Genomic DNA, 16,390 nt, shown 5'->3' with positions numbered 1-16,390 from the left:
CCTTTTTATTGTCATTTCGTGAATATTCGTTTTGAGCTTTGCGCTGGAGTTACTGTACAGGTATTGTGTGAAAGTCGATTTCATGCATGAAGTCTTTTACGAGCAGTTCGTATTCACCGCTTTCCTTGAGCGCTCGTAAGGCTGCATTGAAGCGCATAAGAAAGTCTTTTTTGTGCGTATGTTTGGCAAATGCGAGATATGTCGGATTACTCAAGAGTGATTTTGGGAGTGGGAGAATCTCTGTGTGTTTTTTGCGTGCGATTTCATAGAAGCCGCTTTCTCTGGACGCGACAACACAGTCCAGCCGACCATCCATCAGTTTTTTGAAGTTCAACTGGTCTCGATTGACTGGTTCCACTTCAAATGTCTTTTGTGCTCTGGCCTTGTCGAATTCCGGGCCATATGACCATCCTAGGATTACCCCAATTCTTTTCCCTTCCAGATCTTTTACACTTTCGAACGTGAACGTTTTGTTTTTTTGAACAAAAACCAAAAGCAGTTCAGTATAAATCGGGTCAGAGTAGTCATAGATCAGGAGTCTGTCAGGTGTTTTGTATATACCGGCTACTCCGGCTGTTCCTTGAGCCCCCATATCCATAGCTCGTTTCCATGGAACAGCTTCAATGGAAACATCGTGCTCCATGCGTTGGAAGATCGCGTCAAGGAGGAGCGAGTACAAACCGGCAGCATGACCATTTTGAAGATACATGTTGGGAGGATTATAAGCGTCAACCACTACCCTGACGGGTGTGGCGGCGTAGACGACTCCAGAAAAGGAGACGATAATAAAAAGAATCCATGTGATAACAATTTTAGTCCAAATATTCATGATGTTAGCGCCGGAAGTGTGTCTTGTTCATGAAATATGAATTTGATTCGTATATAGAGATTATCATTGTTACGTTGAGAAGTAAGCACCAAAATTATTTACGGGATTGATAGGTTCAAATGAAGGGATTTATCTAATTAAAGTTGTGATTCGATGTTCATCCCCTCTTTTCTTGCAATCATTTCGTAATTTCGGCACTGTTTTTCTTCATCGAAAACAGGGAGCGACCATGTCTGTCATCATCAGGAAGAGCTTGCTTGAACTTATTTTTTCCGGCGCATTCATGAAGCGGTGGAATGACAAGTTGCGACCCATGGAGTTAGTGGAAGTGGACAAACAGGGGCACAAGATGATTGTGGCCTGGCTGCTCTTTCTGCTTAATTCAAAGGGAATGGACGTAGCCCGCAAGCGCGCACTTGGTGAGTCTATTATTGAAGGCGGCATTTACGATTATTTGTATCGCCTCATTATTACCGACATCAAACCGCCGGTCTTTTATCGTATCAAGGAAAATCCTGACGATTATCGAACTTTGTCCAATTGGGTTTTGGATCAACTCAAGCCACGGATCATGCCGTTGGGTGAGGGCTTCATGCGCGGCATGAGCGAATATCTCATGCAGCCTGAAGACAAAGGGTTGGCCCGGCGTATTTTGAATGCAGCGCATCTGTATGCCAGTTATTCCGAGTTCAAATTGCTTAAATCCATTAATACCATGGATCATGAGCTTACCGAGATCGAAGACAGTTTTGTTTCTCGGCTGGAAGCGTTGCGTGATTTGAAGGGCGTTTCCGAGTTGCTCAACGAGAATGACAATGTCCTTGGCCGGTTCGCACGTATGTGCGGTCGACTGCGCTACCAGAAACGGTGGTCACAGACTCCACGCGTACCGGAGACCTCGGTACTCGGCCACATGTTTATTGTAGCTTCGTATTCATGGTTTTTCAGTATGGAAGTGGGCGCGTGCCGGGCTCGGTGCCAGAATAATTTCTTTTCCGGTTTGTTTCACGATCTACCCGAGCTATTGACGCGCGATATCATTTCGCCGGTTAAGGGTGCTTCACAAGAGATCGGAGATTTGATCCACGAGTATGAAAATATTGAACTTGAACGGGTGGTACTGACGCCTCTCAGGGATGGTGGATACGCTGAAATCGCGGATCGGTTGGAATACTTCCTTGGCCTGGAGGTCGGTTCCGAATTCAAGGCCACCATCAATCGTGACGGTGAGGTGATTGAGGCCTCGGATGCCAAGCTTGCCGGGGAGTACAATCTGGATACCTTGGACCCCAAGGATGGACCTTTGCTGAAGGTATCCGATTCAATAGCTGCTTATATCGAGGCGCATACGGCCTTGAAAAACGGTATTTCATCTGATCAGTTACACCAGGCTTTGTATCGCATTCAACAGACATACAAGGAAAAGCCGGTTATTGCCGGAGTGCAGGTCAGCGCGCTTCTCGCTGATTTTGATTAGTCTTGTTTTTCCGATACGTATTCATCACGACAAACACTCCTTGAAAAGAATGAATACAGAGTGTATACAAAATTCAAATTGTTAACACGATGTGGCAATTCAACTGAAATTCAAGTTCTTTGTGATGAGGGACTGAGGCGGAATTCATGCATATATCCGAAGGGGTCCTTTCTGGGCCGGTACTTTTGGGCGGGGCTGGTCTTGCAGTTCTCGGTACGTCCATTGGGTTGAAAAAAATAGACTACGATCAGATTATGTCGGTGGCCATCTTATCCGCCGCTTTTTTTATTGCTTCGCTTATCCACGTTCCCATTGGCCCTGCTAACGGGCACTTGATCCTGAATGGTTTGCTGGGTGTAGTACTCGGCTGGGCTGCTTTTCCATCCATATTGGTGGCATTGGTTCTTCAGGCCGTATTGTTCCAGTTTGGTGGTTTGACTGTGCTCGGCGTGAACACATTTACCATGGCTGCTCCGGCAGTTCTTTGTTTTTATGTGTTTCGTCCAATGCTTATTAATGGCAACGGAAGCCGGTTTGCGGCGGCCTTTGCCTGCGGTTTTTTTGCCATGCTGCTCAGTACAATTTTGACTGCCAGCGCACTGGCTTTGTCCGGTGATGGATTTCAGGATGCGGCTCGAATGTTGTTTTATGCCCATTTGCCCATCATGGTGGTGGAAGGTGTCATTACCGGGTTCGCGTATTCATTTCTTGCCAAGGTTAAACCGGAGGTGCTTGCCGCATGACTCGTCTTATTCTTGCCGTTTGTATGGCCATGGTTGCGACGTTGTGCCTTGCCGCTGTGTCAGAGGCGCACAAAGTGAATGTCTTTGCGTACGTTGAAGGCAACACCGTTATCACGGACAGCGGCTACAGCAGAACCCGTCGTGTGCAGGATGGAACAATCGAGGTCCGGGACGGTTCCACCGGTAAATTACTTTTGTCTGGCAAGACGGATGAAACAGGCCGATTTGATTTCGAGATTCCTGCTGAGGTTCGGGCCAATCAGGCCGATTTGCGGCTGCTGCTTAAGGCCGGCGCAGGCCATCAGGCAGAGTGGACCGTGAAGTATGAGGAGTTTAGCGCAGCTAAAGGACCCTTTTCGGATACTACGCCCAACCATGAGCATGTTGCCGTGGCCTCTGTTGATCCATCCAACAAGGATGTGGAAGCCATCGTGCGCCGTGAATTGGCTCCTGTGAAGCGAATGCTTTCAGAAATGCACGACTCTGGCCCATCCGTCACCGAGATTCTTGGCGGCATTGGATACATCTTTGGTTTGTTCGGCATTGTTGCGTATATGAAGAGTCGGAAAAACGAGTAAATCTCATTATTGCTTGCATGAAACAGACTAAAAAGGTCGCGATTCGATTGTCGTGGCCTTTTTTTTATGATAATTCCCCCATGAAATATATCTGATTATTCCAAGTTACTGAAAACTCGACATAAGGAAATACCCATGAAGCTGACAACTCGGAGCCGCTACGGAACACGGATGATGCTCGACATCGCACAGAACTGCCAGGATGGTCCTGTTCGTATTCAGGATATTGCTGAACGTCAGGGAGTGTCTGCAAAATATCTTGAAAAACTTATTCGCAAACTCAAGGAAATCGGGTTTGTAAAATCCAAGCGCGGGCCACGTGGTGGACATTCTTTGGCTGTTCCTGCCTCGGATATCCCCATCGGTGAGGTTGTTCATGCACTGGAAGGCGATGGTTCTTTGGTGGAATGCCGGTCCGGTAAGGAAGAATGCGACCGCATGGATATTTGCCTGACCCGCCGACTGTGGCAGGAAGCTGCTGACGCCATGTATAATCATTTGAATACAGTTACTTTGGCAGACTTGATGCGTGATGCCGAAGAGTGTGCACAGCCTCAGTTGAATCCATTGGATATGCGTCATACTGCATAAAAAACGGGGGAGATCCCCTTCACCTCAATCACTTGTTTATGCTTGGGGAGTGGTGTAATAGTATGGTTGGCTAACCATCTATCATGGAGTGTGAAGTGTGCTATCTTCTCTACGTGATCCTGTCAGTGGGTTAACCCACTGCATTGCGGCAATGCTTGCCATACTTGGCACTGTATTGCTCATCCTGCGTTCGGTCAGTCCTGCCATGCCGTGGCATATTGTCACCTTTTCCATTTTTGGAGGAGGTATGATCCTGCTTTATACGGCCAGCACGCTGTACCATTGGTTGCCTGTGTCTGATTATTGGGTCCGTTTTTTGCGTCGGGTAGATCACTCGATGATCTTTTTTTATATTGCGGCCACCTACACACCCATTTGCCTTATCCCCTTGCGTGGTGCATGGGGCTGGTCCATTTTTGGTGTTATTTGGGGGCTGGCAGCTTCCGGCATCATCATGAAGATATTCTGGATGAACGCTCCGCGCTGGCTTTCTACTGGTATCTATCTTGCCATGGGCTGGTTGGTGCTGGTGGGGATTTATCCATTGTATCAATCCATGTCTGGAACAGCATTGGCATGGTTGGCAGGTGGAGGAGTGGTCTATTCCATCGGTGCTGTAGTCTATGCCATTAAATGGCCTGACCCTTTGCCTCATGTTTTTGGTTTTCATGAAATCTTCCACCTGTTTGTGATTGGCGGAAGCGCATGCCACTTTATCTTGATGTACTGGTACGTTTAGTTCGATCCCAATGAAGTATTCTTTAAAGGCCGTTTATCGACGGCCTTTTTTGTGGGCAAATGCGGATATGTTTTCCATGTATGTCTTATTGGAAGCGTGGATATAAAAAAGGGCGACATCTTTCGATGCCGCCCTGATTGTATGTAGTCGATGGACCTAGTTTTTCTTTTTGTTCATGGCGAGACGCATGCAGAATACAGCTCCTCCCCATGTAACGCCAAGGCCAACAATCATCATGATGATAGCGGAAGTTGTCATTATGGACTCCTAGTCGTTGCGCACGAAGCTACGTGCGGGCTGCTGCTTGTTCAGGGCCATTCCAAGGACAAAAGCCACAGGGAGGAGTGACCAGCCGAGCATGATCAGGTCCTTGGTAGCGTAACCGCCGTAAGGTGTGCCCATGTCGGTGTAGATGTTCATGACAAAGGAGTAGCCGAGAATGGCTACAGTCACGAGCTTCAGGCAGAGCTTCCATGCATTGCCGACAGTGAAGTCGGAGGTGGCATTGACGTGCTTCTGGATGTCGTCGAGACCTACAATGTAGCTCATTAGGATAATCTCAACCAGCGCAACACCAAGGATGCAGAGGTTGTTGATGAAGTGATCAACAATATCGAGAATGAGCAGTCCGCCACCAGTTGTGAAGACCAGAGTCAAGGCAAAGCCCGCTGCGCAGACTATGGATGCGGTCTTTTTACGGCTCCATGCGAACTTGTCGATAAAGGAGGAACTGACGGCTTCCACAATGGAGATGTGGGAGCTGACGCCCGCCATGGTCAGACAGAGGAAGAACAGAGTACCGACAAAAGCAGGAGCTGGCATGGTGTTGATAGCAGCAGGAATGGTGACGAATGCAAGGCCAACGCCTGCACCAGCAACATCAGCCACATTTTGGCCTGTCGCTTCAGCCATGTTGCCCAGAACGGCGAAGATCATGACGCCGGAGAGCATGGAGAAACCACAGTTGATGAACACGGTTATTGCTGCATTGTTGTTGATATCAGATTTTTTCGGCAGATAGCTGGAGTAGGCCAGCATGATGGCGAAACCGATGGACAGCGAGAAGAAGATCTGGCCGTAAGCATCAGCCCAGACCGAGAAGTCTGCCAGTCTGGAGAAGTCCGGGGTGAACAGGTAGTCCAGGCCAGTCATGGCGCCGGGCAGGTTCACAACGCGAACGATGAGGATCAAGACCAGAACGAACAGCAGCGGAATGAGCACTTTACATGCGCGTTCAATACCTTTGCGGACGCCGGATGTGATAGCGAGCCAGGTAATACCCCAAGCCAGGGTGCATGCGCCGAGGATAGGCCAGCGGATGCCGCCCAGTTCGAACGGGGAACCTGTCAGACCAAGGTATTCGCCAAAGAAGAAGCCCTTGGGATCAGCGCCCCATGACTGATTGAAGGCGAAGCCTGTGTAGTTGATGGTCCAGCCGATAACCGCCACATAATAGATGGAAATAGCAAAGGCTACCAAGACTTGCATCCAGCCGAGGAACTCCCATTTGGAGCCGATGGACCGGAAAACTTTGGGTGCGGAGCCGCGATATTTATGTCCCAGGCCGAATTCCATGATCATGAAAGGAATACCAGCTGTGAGAAGAGCGAAAATGTAAGGAATGATGAAGGCGCCGCCGCCATTTTCATACGCCATGTAAGGGAAACGCCAGATGTTTCCCAGGCCGATTGCGGAGCCAACTGCAGCCAGTACGAAACCGGCGCGGGAGCCCCATTGTTCACGTTGAGCCATGTGATCACCTATAAAGTTTGAGATTCTCTCCCGCCCCTCTGGCGGGTCAGGGAAAAGGCGGTCGGACATGGGTTTTGACCTGTCCAGAAACGGAAGCGGGCCAGGACGAGTACAGTACTGTCCGAGGCCGTTTTCAATGCTTTTCCCCAAAAAAGCACTCACCAAATATGTGAAAACAATCCGACTGTCCACTGATAAAAATTGCTTATGGACGAATAAAAATCGGTGATGTGTCGATTTTGCCAAAGAATATAGATATTTTTAAACAAAATGATAAAAGAGGTGTGCTTTTGTTAAGTTTTTCGTCTGATTTTTGGGTCGTTTGTCCTGGCTTTTACAAAAAAGAAAAACAGCCCGAAAAAATTAATTTTTTCGGGCTGTTGGCAGGGTAGAAAGTTAGAAGGTGATGATCGTGTAGCCTTTTTTTTGATACTCGGCGATGGATGGATGTCCGGCCATGTCACCGATTAATTCAATACCCGCTTCTTTGACCGCGTCGAGGACTCCCAATTTGGCAGAACAGGCCTTGCATGCTCCGTCGATCAGTCCGGCATCCTTGGCTTTGAAATATAAGGTGCTGAACGGATTTTCCTTTTTCTCAAGCTCGGGGATTAATGTGACCGAGGCTCCCTCGAATACGATGATGGTATCCTCACCCTTTTCTTTCATGTCCAGGGCGTTGAGTAGGACGTGAACAAAACACATGAGTTCGCCGTTGAAGGCATAGAGACAGTTCATGGGTGCTCCATTATGGTATAGATTCATGAAAAAGGCCCTCCGATGATCGCCGGAGGGCCTGAGTGTCGTCAAATGGAAGTTTAGTCGAAGGCCTGTTCTACTTTCCATTCTCCCCAAACCTTGCCCACAAGGCCGGGGCCGGGGTTTAAGACGGGTTTTCCGGGTTTCCAGCCGGATGGTGTGGCTTTGGTCCCTTTGGATTCGCGGACGAGCTGGAAGGCCTGAATTTGGCGCAGGGTTTCTGAAACGTTGCGGCCAACCGGTGGGGTCAGGATTTCAAATGCCTGAACATTTCCGTCAGGGTCGATGAGGAAACGGCCACGCACATCAACGCCGGCAGCTTCATCGTATACTCCATAAATGGAGCCGACCGCACCGCCGCCGTCAGACAGCATGGGGAAGGGTACTTTGCCTTTGGTGATCATTTTGGAAAGTTCATGGTCATCCCACATTTTGTGAACGAACATGGAGTCCGTGGACATTGACAAAATCTGAACGCCGAGCTTTTCGAATTCTTCATTTTTTTCTGCGACCGCAGAGATTTCGGTTGCTCAGACAAAGGTAAAATCACCGGGATAGAAACAAAGAGCGACCCACTGCCCTAAATATTCTGAAAGGGTCACGGAGCCGAAGCCTCCGTCGATATAGGCGGAAGCGGTAAAATCAGGGGCTTTTTGGCCAACACGAATCATGGGGCCTCCTTGTGATTCGTTCGCTATTTGCGATGTGGTTTCTTCTTTGGGTTGCGTAACGTTTTCGACTTTGGGGCCGGGGCGTTCGCACCCTGCTGCTTGCTTTGTGGGCATAACAGTCTCCATGGGGGTTGTTGGTTGTTCAATATCTATTCATATATTCAATCAAAGTGATAATAGCTACTACTTTTTTCAATACATCAGGTACTTTTCAAATTTACTTGGAAACAAGCTGTGAAAACGACGTTTTTCTGAGGATAAAAGAGAACTTAATGGACGATTGCTTGTCCTCCGTCTCTGCTGACGACGGCTCGGTTGGTGGATGTGTTGCTAATGACCACATTCTTTGTGGCTGGAAAGCGATATTCGATAGCATTGGGATATTTATGTTGGAAGAAAATCTGGTTGTCGGTGACGATGGCACCGGAAGCGGACTCAAGGGAGATGCCGACGTCGGCATAAAATCCTTGAGGTCCATGCGTGATGATATTGTTTCGTATGACGCCGCCGAAATGAGGACTGTCGCCCATTCCAAAACCAATGCCCCGGTCACAGTCGATAATCTGATTGTTTTCGACTTGTGTGCCGCGAGAACCAGACCAAAAATGGATGGCGTATTCAGCAGCTTCTTGAGCTGGGCTCGTGATATTGCGAAATTCACAGTTGCGGACAGTCCAATCCCTGGCATTGTGTGCATCTACGCCGCCGATATAGAAATGAGGTCCAATTTCAGCGGTATATTCGAAAAGACAGTCTTCAATAACACCGCCCATACATCCGGTATTGGGTGCGTCAAGGTTTGCCGAGATTTTGATCATTTGTTCCTGGCAGTCGAGAATGTGCAGGTTGGCAAGACAGGGACGGTGGGCGTTCAACTCCCCGTGGATTTGTACAGCGTGATTCGCCACACGGCCAATGGTCATGTCTCGAAGCGTGAAGTCTGAACCGCTTACATGAAAGACATGGCCGACATCTGAGTCCATGCCAGGTCCCACTAACCATACTGTGTCACGATTCCCGGATTTTGATCGTATCGTTACGCCGTCAGCCTGAATGGATAATGCGTGTTGCAACACGTATTCGCCGTCTAGGAGTATTATCTCCTTGTGTAAACCTTTGTTGGCGGCATCAAGGGCCTGATGCAGTTCTGTCAAGGTACCTACTTCAGTGGCCATGGCTGAAAGTGGAATGGCCAAGCTCAGCATTATCCCGCACAATATTTTTGAAACATAGCGCATGATAAACCTCCTCTTGTCATGGATGTGCCATGAAATGAAGGTTTGTGACAAGAAGTGGGTGAATTTGGGGAAACAGAAATCCCCCTTAAGTATGGCAGGGGTTCCTCGTAAAGTTCGATATAAAGGCAGAATGCTGTATTAACGAAATGGAATTAAGCTTTTTTTCGGGTGGTTAGATTAAAAGTGCTTGTCGAATACGAATTAATGCCTTGGTGGACATTGTAGCAACCAAGGCTTTTTATACGAAATGGACGCTTTGGAGGTTGATCCCCAACGGGAAAAAACGGCCTCTGCCTGTATGATTTGGGTGGTTTTTTTGTTGGTCATTTTTTAGTTATTGTGTTCCGGGGATTCGATAATCATCTGGATTAGGGAATCCAGAGATTCATGGTTGCTACTGATATCTATGGAGTGATCTGCTATATCTATCGGAGTCGCGCCATTCAAAGTGACATTATCCAAAGTGATGACCACTTCGTTGATTTCAGCACCATCCGCATCAGAGATGCTGATCATCAGATCATTGCCATTGTCGGCTTCCGCAAAGGTCACGGTCTGGTCAATGAGGTCATTCAGAACCATGGTGTCGTCGGTGTTGAAATCGGTGATGGTGACATCCTGCGTGGTGCCGTTGATGTAATCATCATTCACGATGACGGTGTCAGACCCTTCACCCAAGGTTACTATGGAGGCGGTATCCGCTATATAGATAAGGTCCTCACCGTCGGTACCGGTCATTGCGTTGGCGGAGTTTGTATCCATCTCGGTGATCTTATTGGCTTCTACATGGATAGGGAATTCCAAAGTTGCCACATCGGTACCACCGTTGCCGTCGGATATGGTGTATTGAAAGCTTTCGGTTACACTGGAGGTGAGGTTTTCCCATCCATTGTGCATGACGTAGGAATACTCGCCGTCTGCGTCGATGTGCAGGTTGCCGTAAGTGCCGAGGATGTTGGTGTCAACGCCGTCAGTTTGGTCAATCGCAGTTCCGTTTACAAGGGTCACGTTCAGAACGTCATCGTCGATGTCGAAGTCGTTAGTTAGAACATCGCCGTTGACGCTCGAAGCACTTAGGACCGGTTGTAGGGCATCAACTTTTATGCCCTCTACATTGAAGTAAGGTACATATGTAACAAAGTCTTCATAATATGGACTGCAACATATGAGTTCAATAGAATTGATTGATTCAACATTGTAATCAGACGCATTAAAAACGAGGTTTCTGCTCGAATGGGTAATGGTTCCACAGTCAGTGCCATTGATACGCAGTTCAACATGACCCGAAATATACGATCCGTTTATACTGATAGTGGCAGTCTCTTTGCCATAATCCGTGAATTCGATAAGAATCCCGTCTTGTTGGTCAAAACCCTCTATTGGGGTCCAATCCTGATATGAAAAGGCATCACCATGTGCCACATCACCATCATACCCCACGCCAATATAGTCATATGGTTTCCCGTTAGTATAGGAGCCTTGATTATGAGTAAAATATGCAGTTCCATCCATTTCAGGTGCGTGTGTCCAACTTGGTATGCGGCTTATGGCGGTGAGTTTGATGTTGTTGACTTCATGTGTCGACATGTTTGCAAATTCGCTGAAGGCATTAAGCACGTTATCTACTATTGTGGAGGAGATAATGATTTCGTTGTTGCTGTAGTCGATGGCGTTGGGCAGATCATTGGTGCCTTCGATGTCGATATTGACTAATTCAACATTGAGGGCGTTGTTTGGTCTCTCGTCATCTGCAATGGTGATGCTGATGGAACGGTTTCCATCAATGACCTTATCACCTGCCACCGAAAAGGTGACAGCGTCTACTGCGTCCTGCAGATCGCTGAATTCATAGTCCGCGGCATGCGTGGTGCTGATGATGGCTGTTCCGGTGGTGTTATCTACGTTAACGGTAAACAGGTTTGTATTCACATCATTCACATCGAATGTATCGCCAGAGACGAAATCGATGTTTTGAATGGTCACAGTCATGACTTCGGGTAAATCATCCACATCATCAAAAACGAGCGACTTGCCACCGAGAATGGAAACCGGATCCGTTCCGACGGTGGTCACACCATCAAGAGCGTAACCGTCTTCGATGAAGTTGGCATTACCAGCCCCTCCAACCGTGACGGTCGGGGCATCATTGCTCCCGTGGATAGCAACAGAAATGACCTGCTCGTCTTGGCCGTCCTCCGTATAGACCTTGAACTTTTCGATTCGGGTTTTGGTGCCTAGGTGCTGGATATCGGCATTGGCAACCATGTAAGTCCATTCACCGGTAGCTGTATTCAGATGCAGGGAACCAAGATTGTTCGTAGTTTCATTGTTAACCGTGTCGGACCATGCGCCGTCTCCGCCTTTGTCGAATAGAGACAGGGTGCCGTTAGCTATGATCACACCATCCTCATGCACGTCACCCGAGGCGGTATCGCCGTTATTGATCACGATGGAGGTTGGATCCGTGGGCACATTGCTCATGCCCATAGCGGGTTGGTTGGAAAAATCTGCTATTGTTGTTTGGGGGTGTATGGTTGCAAAAGAGTCAGTTTGGGTGCCTATAATTCCTGATTGGCTCAGATTATCAACGCCTTCTGCTAAATCGCCGGGGTCGTCGAAATACTTACTCGCAGCGGTTTCCATTTCGTCTTCCGCGTTTGCGTCTCTATTTTTAAAAGCGAAGAGATAGACGTCGCCAGCCACTTCTTCGCCGCCCATGGCTTTGAAAATGGGCAGGCTCCCGGAATCGACCAGAGTCTTGTACCCTACGAGGATAACGGTTCCGTCGCCTTCTATGGTTATTTCAAGATTGCCGTTTCTACTGGCAAAGATCGCGTTGTCGGTGTTGAAGTCAAATTGAACAGGAACACCTGAAGAGAGCGTGTACGTCCGGGTCTGACCAGCATCTGGGATCACAACCTTTAATACCGCATCATTGGAATCAGGCATTGCGTCCTCCTAATAAAGACTAACAATAGAACAACTGTTTGAAATTTAATAATCTTTAACCTATGGGTCTATTATCTTATGTGTCAACATATAAAAGTTAAACAAACCGAAATGTTATTCTGTGGATAATGCGCTGTTGTACTTCAGCAGCTTTATGCTCCCAGCAGACCGGTAACGATAGCAATTTGCCCATTGACGTCATGCTCAGAATGGTCTCACAGCCCTAACCTTTATAATAATAGGACACACGTGGGATATTTGGTGTTCATTCTGACTCATTGTGCCAATACACTGAACCCACTTCTTATGCGTAAAACAAACTGGTTATGATATTTGAAGGCTGCTGTTAACAAAATCTACAGTGAGTCTCACTCCATCTATCTAGTCATATGTCATTAATTAAAGGAATCTCACTATAGCAGCATGGTGGAGAGTTTCACTGTATGACAAGCTCTTGTTAGACAAAGACAATGACCTTGATGGACATTTTGTCAATCAAGGCCTTCCTCTATCCGACATGGGCGCTCAGGACCTAAGTAGAGTGTTCAGTTGGCGTAGACTTCTATTGGATTTAATGCTGCCAACTTATATGAACAGATGCGTTGCCAGACAGGCTGCTATAATATGTTTGGAACACGAAAGGTACAGTATAGAATGGACTCCACAAAACTACATCCATTTAGCCGAAGTCCATGGCGATTCAGCTCCTGAGAACATGCGCGGTGATAGTCGGTGGGGCCACGGCGATAAAGGCGGATATGTCTGTGCGTCGTTTCCAAGTTTTCACTGTAACAATTGATTGGAATAACGTTCAAAATAAAAGCCTTGATTCTCGGTAAAGTACCAAGAATCAAGGCTGTTAATATCACTGGTCGGGGCGAAGAGATTTGAACTCCCGGCATCCTGCTCCCAAAGCAGGCGCGCTACCAGACTGCGCCACGCCCCGTCAGATTCGTGAAGATTTCCACTGGCTTCGTTGCTGCGAAAAAAGTCGGACCCTTGCGTATAAAATACGCGACGATCATGCCTTTTTCTTGTGCCTTGCCAGAGAAAATCCTCACGAATCTGACAAGTCACAAAGAGCTTACGCTCTGGCTGCGTTGTTGTGAAAGGCGAATCTTGGCATATTGGGATATGCGGAGATTCAATTCTCACTGCATTGTGTCAGATGGAGATTCTCGCACTCTGACAAAAAACCAAAAACAAACAACTGCGCCGTGGAGGGATGCATACCTACTGCATATGTTCGCTCTTGGCAAGCCCGACTATCCAATATTTATGCCATGGATGGTTTCGCCGCATTTTGTACACTGGCCGTCCTTGATTCCTGAGCGTTGCAGGGAAAATCCGGAACGGTCGATGAGTTGGGCGTTACAGCCGGGGCAGAAGGTCGTTTGCCTATCAAGTCCCGGCATGTTGCCGATGTATACGTATTTAAGCCCTTTTGACTTGCCGATATCATATGCGGTTTCCAGAGCGTCTCCGGGAGTAACTCCTGAATTGGTCATTTTGTAGTCCGGGTGGAAGCGGGAGATGTGCCATGGCGTATCTGTGCCGAGTTCCTTGGCAATAAATTCTGTCAGTTGGTTCAATTCAGCCGGAGAATCATTGTGGCCGGGGATGAGCAAGGTCGTGACTTCGAGCCACCACTTGAGTTCCTGTTTGATTTTTATGAGGTTGTTCAGCACAGGTTTCAGGCGTGCGCCAGATATTTCTTTGTAAAAATCTTCGGTGAAGCATTTCAAGTCCACGTTGATGGCGTCAACAATAGGTGCCAGTTCATCGAGACATTCCGTGCTCATGAATCCATTGGACACCATAATATTTTTTAGGCCACGCTCTTTGGCGAGAGTGGCTGTATCCTGCATCAATTCGAAAAAGATGGTTGGCTCGGAGTATGTATAGGAAATGGATGCTGCCCCCCGTCTGATGGCATCGTCCACCAATTGTTGCGGTGTCACTGCATGACCTTCAATGATACCGTTTTCGTGTGGCGGTTGAGACAACGACCAATTCTGGCAGAATGAACAGCGTAGATTGCAGCCCATGGTGGCTATTGAATATGTGCGTGTCCCCGGTTGGAAATGATAGAGTGGCTTTTTTTCTACGGGATCAAGGTTTTGAACGGCTATTTTGTCGTAATTTAGCGAATAGAGTGTGCCGTTACGGTTTTCACGCACACCGCATCGTCCCCGCTTACCGGGCTTGATCGGACAGTAGTGGTTGCATAATCGGCAGGAAATCGTGTCGCGTCCAATTGATTCCCAAAGTCTCGCTTCAATCATGGGAAAACCCTCCTGGCGGTATATTACCAGAAGGGTGTGTGTTCGTCATGGGCCGAGAATGAACTCAGTCTTTTTTTGTCTTAGTCGTTGTCGTTCGGGTGGTTTTTTTGCCATCCTCGTCAACAAATTCTTCGGTGGTAGTCGTGGTAGAATTTGAGTTGGCGGGTTTGGATGAGACGCCCCATGGTGTTATCACGGTTTCCCGGTCGTACCAGTCTGTTTCTTCCTTTTGGGGCGGGTCGGAACTGATAGTGCTATCTCCGGCTTCATTGGTGCCGAAAGTGGTCGTGGGCTTTTCGTCTTCAATCTGACGGGTTCCGAATGCATTGTCTTGTCTGTTTTGGGCAGAGTCTTCGTTTTTGAATTTATTCTGGGCCAATGCCGGAGTGATCGTCAAAACCAGGACGGTCAGGATTGCGACGGCTATGGTACTGAAATGGCGCATGGTTTCCTCCATGACAGACGGTGTTCTTTCTTATTGTTTATATACGCGCAGGCCGTAATTATGGCAATGCAATTGGCGGGCCGTCCATTCTCTCCTTGAACTTGAGCGAGCAACCATCTATAGAAGCTCCATCTTGAACGCTTGTTAGGAGAAATATATGAGCGATAGCGCCAAACGTTCCCAGGCATACACCGCAGCCGGTGTGAACATCGAGGCAGGCAATGAATTTGTCGGTCGCATTAAAGATATGGTGAAATCCACCTTCACGCCCGGCGTGGCAACGGACATCGGCGGCTTCGGCGGTCTGTTCAAGCCAGAAATTTCCGGCATGGAAGCTCCCATGCTTGTGGCCGGGGCTGACGGCGTGGGCACCAAGCTCAAGCTTGCTTTCATGTTTGATAAGCATGACACCGTGGGTATTGATCTGGTTGCCATGTCGGTTAACGATGTGCTTGTCCAAGGGGCGAACCCGCTGTTTTTCCTTGACTATTTTGCCACAGGCAAACTGGAATCTGGTGTTGCCGCACAGGTCGTTTCTGGCGTGTGTGAAGGATGTCGCCAGTCAGCGTGCGCACTTCTTGGCGGTGAAACCGCTGAAATGCCCGGTTTCTATCCTGACGGCGAGTACGACCTGTCCGGTTTTGCTGTTGGCATGGTGGATACGCCCAAGATGGTGACCGGCAAGGACGTCAAGGCCGGTGATGTGCTCATCGGGCTCGGTTCTACGGGCGCCCACTCCAATGGTTGGTCTTTGATTCGAAAGATTCTTGGCGAATCCGGTCTCAAACAGGACGACACATTCCCCGGAACGGACAAGACCGTGGCCGAAGTGCTCATTGAGCCGACGAAAATTTACGTCAAGGCTGTCCTTGAAGTCATGGAGGCCTTGACCATCAAGGGAATGGTTCATGTCACGGGTGGCGGATTCTACGATAATATTCCCCGTGTTCTGCCTGATGATGTCACGGCAGCCATAGAATTTGGTTCCTGGGACATGCTGCCGATTTTTGATTGGCTTAAGAATCAGGGCGGACTCTCCTGGCCGGAAATGTTGCAGATATTCAACTGCGGTATCGGGTATATTCTCATCCTTGCAGCAGACAGTGCAGATAAGGCCATGGAGATACTTGACGCTCGCGATGATGTTGAAGCCTATCGCATTGGCGAAATTGTTGAGCGCGAAGGCTCCGGTGAGCAAGTCGAGATTACTTTTCCCTAGTATTAGGTAATATTGAGTTTATGAAAGGCTGCTCTTTGGAGCGGCCTTTTTTTTGATGGTATTATTGTCGGTTTGTCTTGATCCTGATCCTGATTTTATTCTATTGTGAGAGTCT

Annotated in this window: 15 protein-coding genes and 1 tRNA gene; 6 read left to right on the top strand and 10 right to left on the bottom strand. The window is 48.2% G+C overall.

The features are described from left to right. Positions 1–49: 49 nt before the first annotated feature. Positions 50–829, bottom strand: a complete 780-nt coding sequence (locus tag SYK_RS09025) for a substrate-binding periplasmic protein (protein ID WP_281759931.1) — start codon at positions 827–829, stop codon at positions 50–52. 229 nt (positions 830–1,058) lie between these two features. Between SYK_RS09025 and SYK_RS09020 the strand changes: the two genes are divergently transcribed. From SYK_RS09020 to trhA, 5 genes are all read left to right on the top strand, one after another. Then, positions 1,059–2,306: an HD domain-containing protein gene (locus tag SYK_RS09020; protein WP_281759930.1), complete on the top strand. Its 1,248-nt coding sequence runs from the start codon at positions 1,059–1,061 to the stop codon at positions 2,304–2,306. A gap of 146 nt (positions 2,307–2,452) precedes the next feature. Then, a complete protein-coding gene (gene cbiM / locus SYK_RS09015; protein WP_281759929.1) occupies positions 2,453–3,049 on the top strand; it encodes a cobalt transporter CbiM in 597 nt (198 codons plus the stop codon). Next, positions 3,046–3,627, top strand: coding sequence for a hypothetical protein (locus SYK_RS09010; RefSeq protein ID WP_281759928.1), 582 nt, complete (start codon positions 3,046–3,048; stop codon positions 3,625–3,627). Before cbiM ends, SYK_RS09010 begins: the two co-directional genes overlap by 4 nt. A gap of 135 nt (positions 3,628–3,762) precedes the next feature. Continuing rightward, the gene (locus SYK_RS09005) at positions 3,763–4,218 is read left to right on the top strand and encodes an RrF2 family transcriptional regulator (RefSeq protein ID WP_281759927.1); all 456 of its coding nucleotides are present in this window, start codon (positions 3,763–3,765) and stop codon (positions 4,216–4,218) included. A gap of 97 nt (positions 4,219–4,315) precedes the next feature. Then, positions 4,316–4,957: a PAQR family membrane homeostasis protein TrhA gene (gene trhA / locus SYK_RS09000; RefSeq protein ID WP_281759926.1), complete on the top strand. Its 642-nt coding sequence runs from the start codon at positions 4,316–4,318 to the stop codon at positions 4,955–4,957. A 156-nt stretch (positions 4,958–5,113) separates the two neighbouring features. Here the strand turns inward: trhA and SYK_RS08995 are convergent, their stop codons facing one another. The 9 genes from SYK_RS08995 to SYK_RS08955 all read right to left on the bottom strand — a co-directional run bounded on the left by SYK_RS08995 (position 5,114) and on the right by SYK_RS08955 (position 15,056). After that, a complete protein-coding gene (locus SYK_RS08995; protein ID WP_281759925.1) occupies positions 5,114–5,215 on the bottom strand; it encodes a MetS family NSS transporter small subunit in 102 nt (33 codons plus the stop codon). 9 nt (positions 5,216–5,224) lie between these two features. Then, entirely contained in the window at positions 5,225–6,709 is a 1,485-nt protein-coding gene (locus SYK_RS08990) for a sodium-dependent transporter (RefSeq protein ID WP_281759924.1), read from the bottom strand. A 396-nt stretch (positions 6,710–7,105) separates the two neighbouring features. Beyond that, positions 7,106–7,447 (bottom strand): cytoplasmic protein, encoded by a 342-nt coding sequence (locus tag SYK_RS08985; RefSeq protein WP_281763257.1) that lies wholly within the window; start codon positions 7,445–7,447, stop codon positions 7,106–7,108. An 80-nt stretch (positions 7,448–7,527) separates the two neighbouring features. Further along, positions 7,528–8,253: a thioredoxin-dependent peroxiredoxin gene (gene prxU / locus SYK_RS08980; protein WP_281759923.1), complete on the bottom strand. Its 726-nt coding sequence runs from the start codon at positions 8,251–8,253 to the stop codon at positions 7,528–7,530. A 155-nt stretch (positions 8,254–8,408) separates the two neighbouring features. Then, positions 8,409–9,377, bottom strand: a complete 969-nt coding sequence (locus SYK_RS08975) for a right-handed parallel beta-helix repeat-containing protein (RefSeq protein WP_281759922.1) — start codon at positions 9,375–9,377, stop codon at positions 8,409–8,411. A gap of 330 nt (positions 9,378–9,707) precedes the next feature. Further along, positions 9,708–12,326 (bottom strand): cadherin-like domain-containing protein, encoded by a 2,619-nt coding sequence (locus SYK_RS08970; RefSeq protein ID WP_281759921.1) that lies wholly within the window; start codon positions 12,324–12,326, stop codon positions 9,708–9,710. Positions 12,327–13,195: 869 nt separating this feature from the next. Then, positions 13,196–13,272: transfer RNA gene (locus SYK_RS08965), tRNA-Pro, on the bottom strand. A 319-nt stretch (positions 13,273–13,591) separates the two neighbouring features. Continuing rightward, positions 13,592–14,611: an AmmeMemoRadiSam system radical SAM enzyme gene (gene amrS, locus SYK_RS08960; protein WP_281759920.1), complete on the bottom strand. Its 1,020-nt coding sequence runs from the start codon at positions 14,609–14,611 to the stop codon at positions 13,592–13,594. A 64-nt stretch (positions 14,612–14,675) separates the two neighbouring features. Further along, on the bottom strand, positions 14,676–15,056 hold the full coding sequence (locus SYK_RS08955; protein WP_281759919.1) for a hypothetical protein: 381 nt from the start codon (positions 15,054–15,056) through the stop codon (positions 14,676–14,678). Between the two features lie 157 nt (positions 15,057–15,213). Here SYK_RS08955 and purM point away from each other — a divergent pair, with 157 nt between their 5' ends. After that, on the top strand, positions 15,214–16,275 hold the full coding sequence (gene purM, locus SYK_RS08950; RefSeq protein ID WP_281759918.1) for a phosphoribosylformylglycinamidine cyclo-ligase: 1,062 nt from the start codon (positions 15,214–15,216) through the stop codon (positions 16,273–16,275). Positions 16,276–16,390 lie beyond the last annotated feature (115 nt).

Source organism: Pseudodesulfovibrio nedwellii, from assembly GCF_027923765.1.
Lineage (GTDB): Bacteria > Desulfobacterota > Desulfovibrionia > Desulfovibrionales > Desulfovibrionaceae > Pseudodesulfovibrio > Pseudodesulfovibrio nedwellii.
Note: the sequence above shows the minus strand (reverse complement) of the source record. Positions and strands in the feature narration are given on the sequence as shown.

Coding starts and splice junctions, on each gene's coding strand:
- SYK_RS09025 (WP_281759931.1), bottom strand. CDS start 829: ATGAATATTTGGACTAAAATTGTTATCACATGGATTCTTTTTATTATC.
- SYK_RS09020 (WP_281759930.1), top strand. CDS start 1,059: ATGTCTGTCATCATCAGGAAGAGCTTGCTTGAACTTATTTTTTCCGGC.
- cbiM (WP_281759929.1), top strand. CDS start 2,453: ATGCATATATCCGAAGGGGTCCTTTCTGGGCCGGTACTTTTGGGCGGG.
- SYK_RS09010 (WP_281759928.1), top strand. CDS start 3,046: ATGACTCGTCTTATTCTTGCCGTTTGTATGGCCATGGTTGCGACGTTG.
- SYK_RS09005 (WP_281759927.1), top strand. CDS start 3,763: ATGAAGCTGACAACTCGGAGCCGCTACGGAACACGGATGATGCTCGAC.
- SYK_RS08995 (WP_281759925.1), bottom strand. CDS start 5,215: ATGACAACTTCCGCTATCATCATGATGATTGTTGGCCTTGGCGTTACA.
- SYK_RS08990 (WP_281759924.1), bottom strand. CDS start 6,709: ATGGCTCAACGTGAACAATGGGGCTCCCGCGCCGGTTTCGTACTGGCT.
- SYK_RS08985 (WP_281763257.1), bottom strand. CDS start 7,447: ATGAACTGTCTCTATGCCTTCAACGGCGAACTCATGTGTTTTGTTCAC.
- SYK_RS08975 (WP_281759922.1), bottom strand. CDS start 9,377: ATGCGCTATGTTTCAAAAATATTGTGCGGGATAATGCTGAGCTTGGCC.
- SYK_RS08970 (WP_281759921.1), bottom strand. CDS start 12,326: ATGCCTGATTCCAATGATGCGGTATTAAAGGTTGTGATCCCAGATGCT.
- amrS (WP_281759920.1), bottom strand. CDS start 14,611: ATGATTGAAGCGAGACTTTGGGAATCAATTGGACGCGACACGATTTCC.
- SYK_RS08955 (WP_281759919.1), bottom strand. CDS start 15,056: ATGCGCCATTTCAGTACCATAGCCGTCGCAATCCTGACCGTCCTGGTT.
- purM (WP_281759918.1), top strand. CDS start 15,214: ATGAGCGATAGCGCCAAACGTTCCCAGGCATACACCGCAGCCGGTGTG.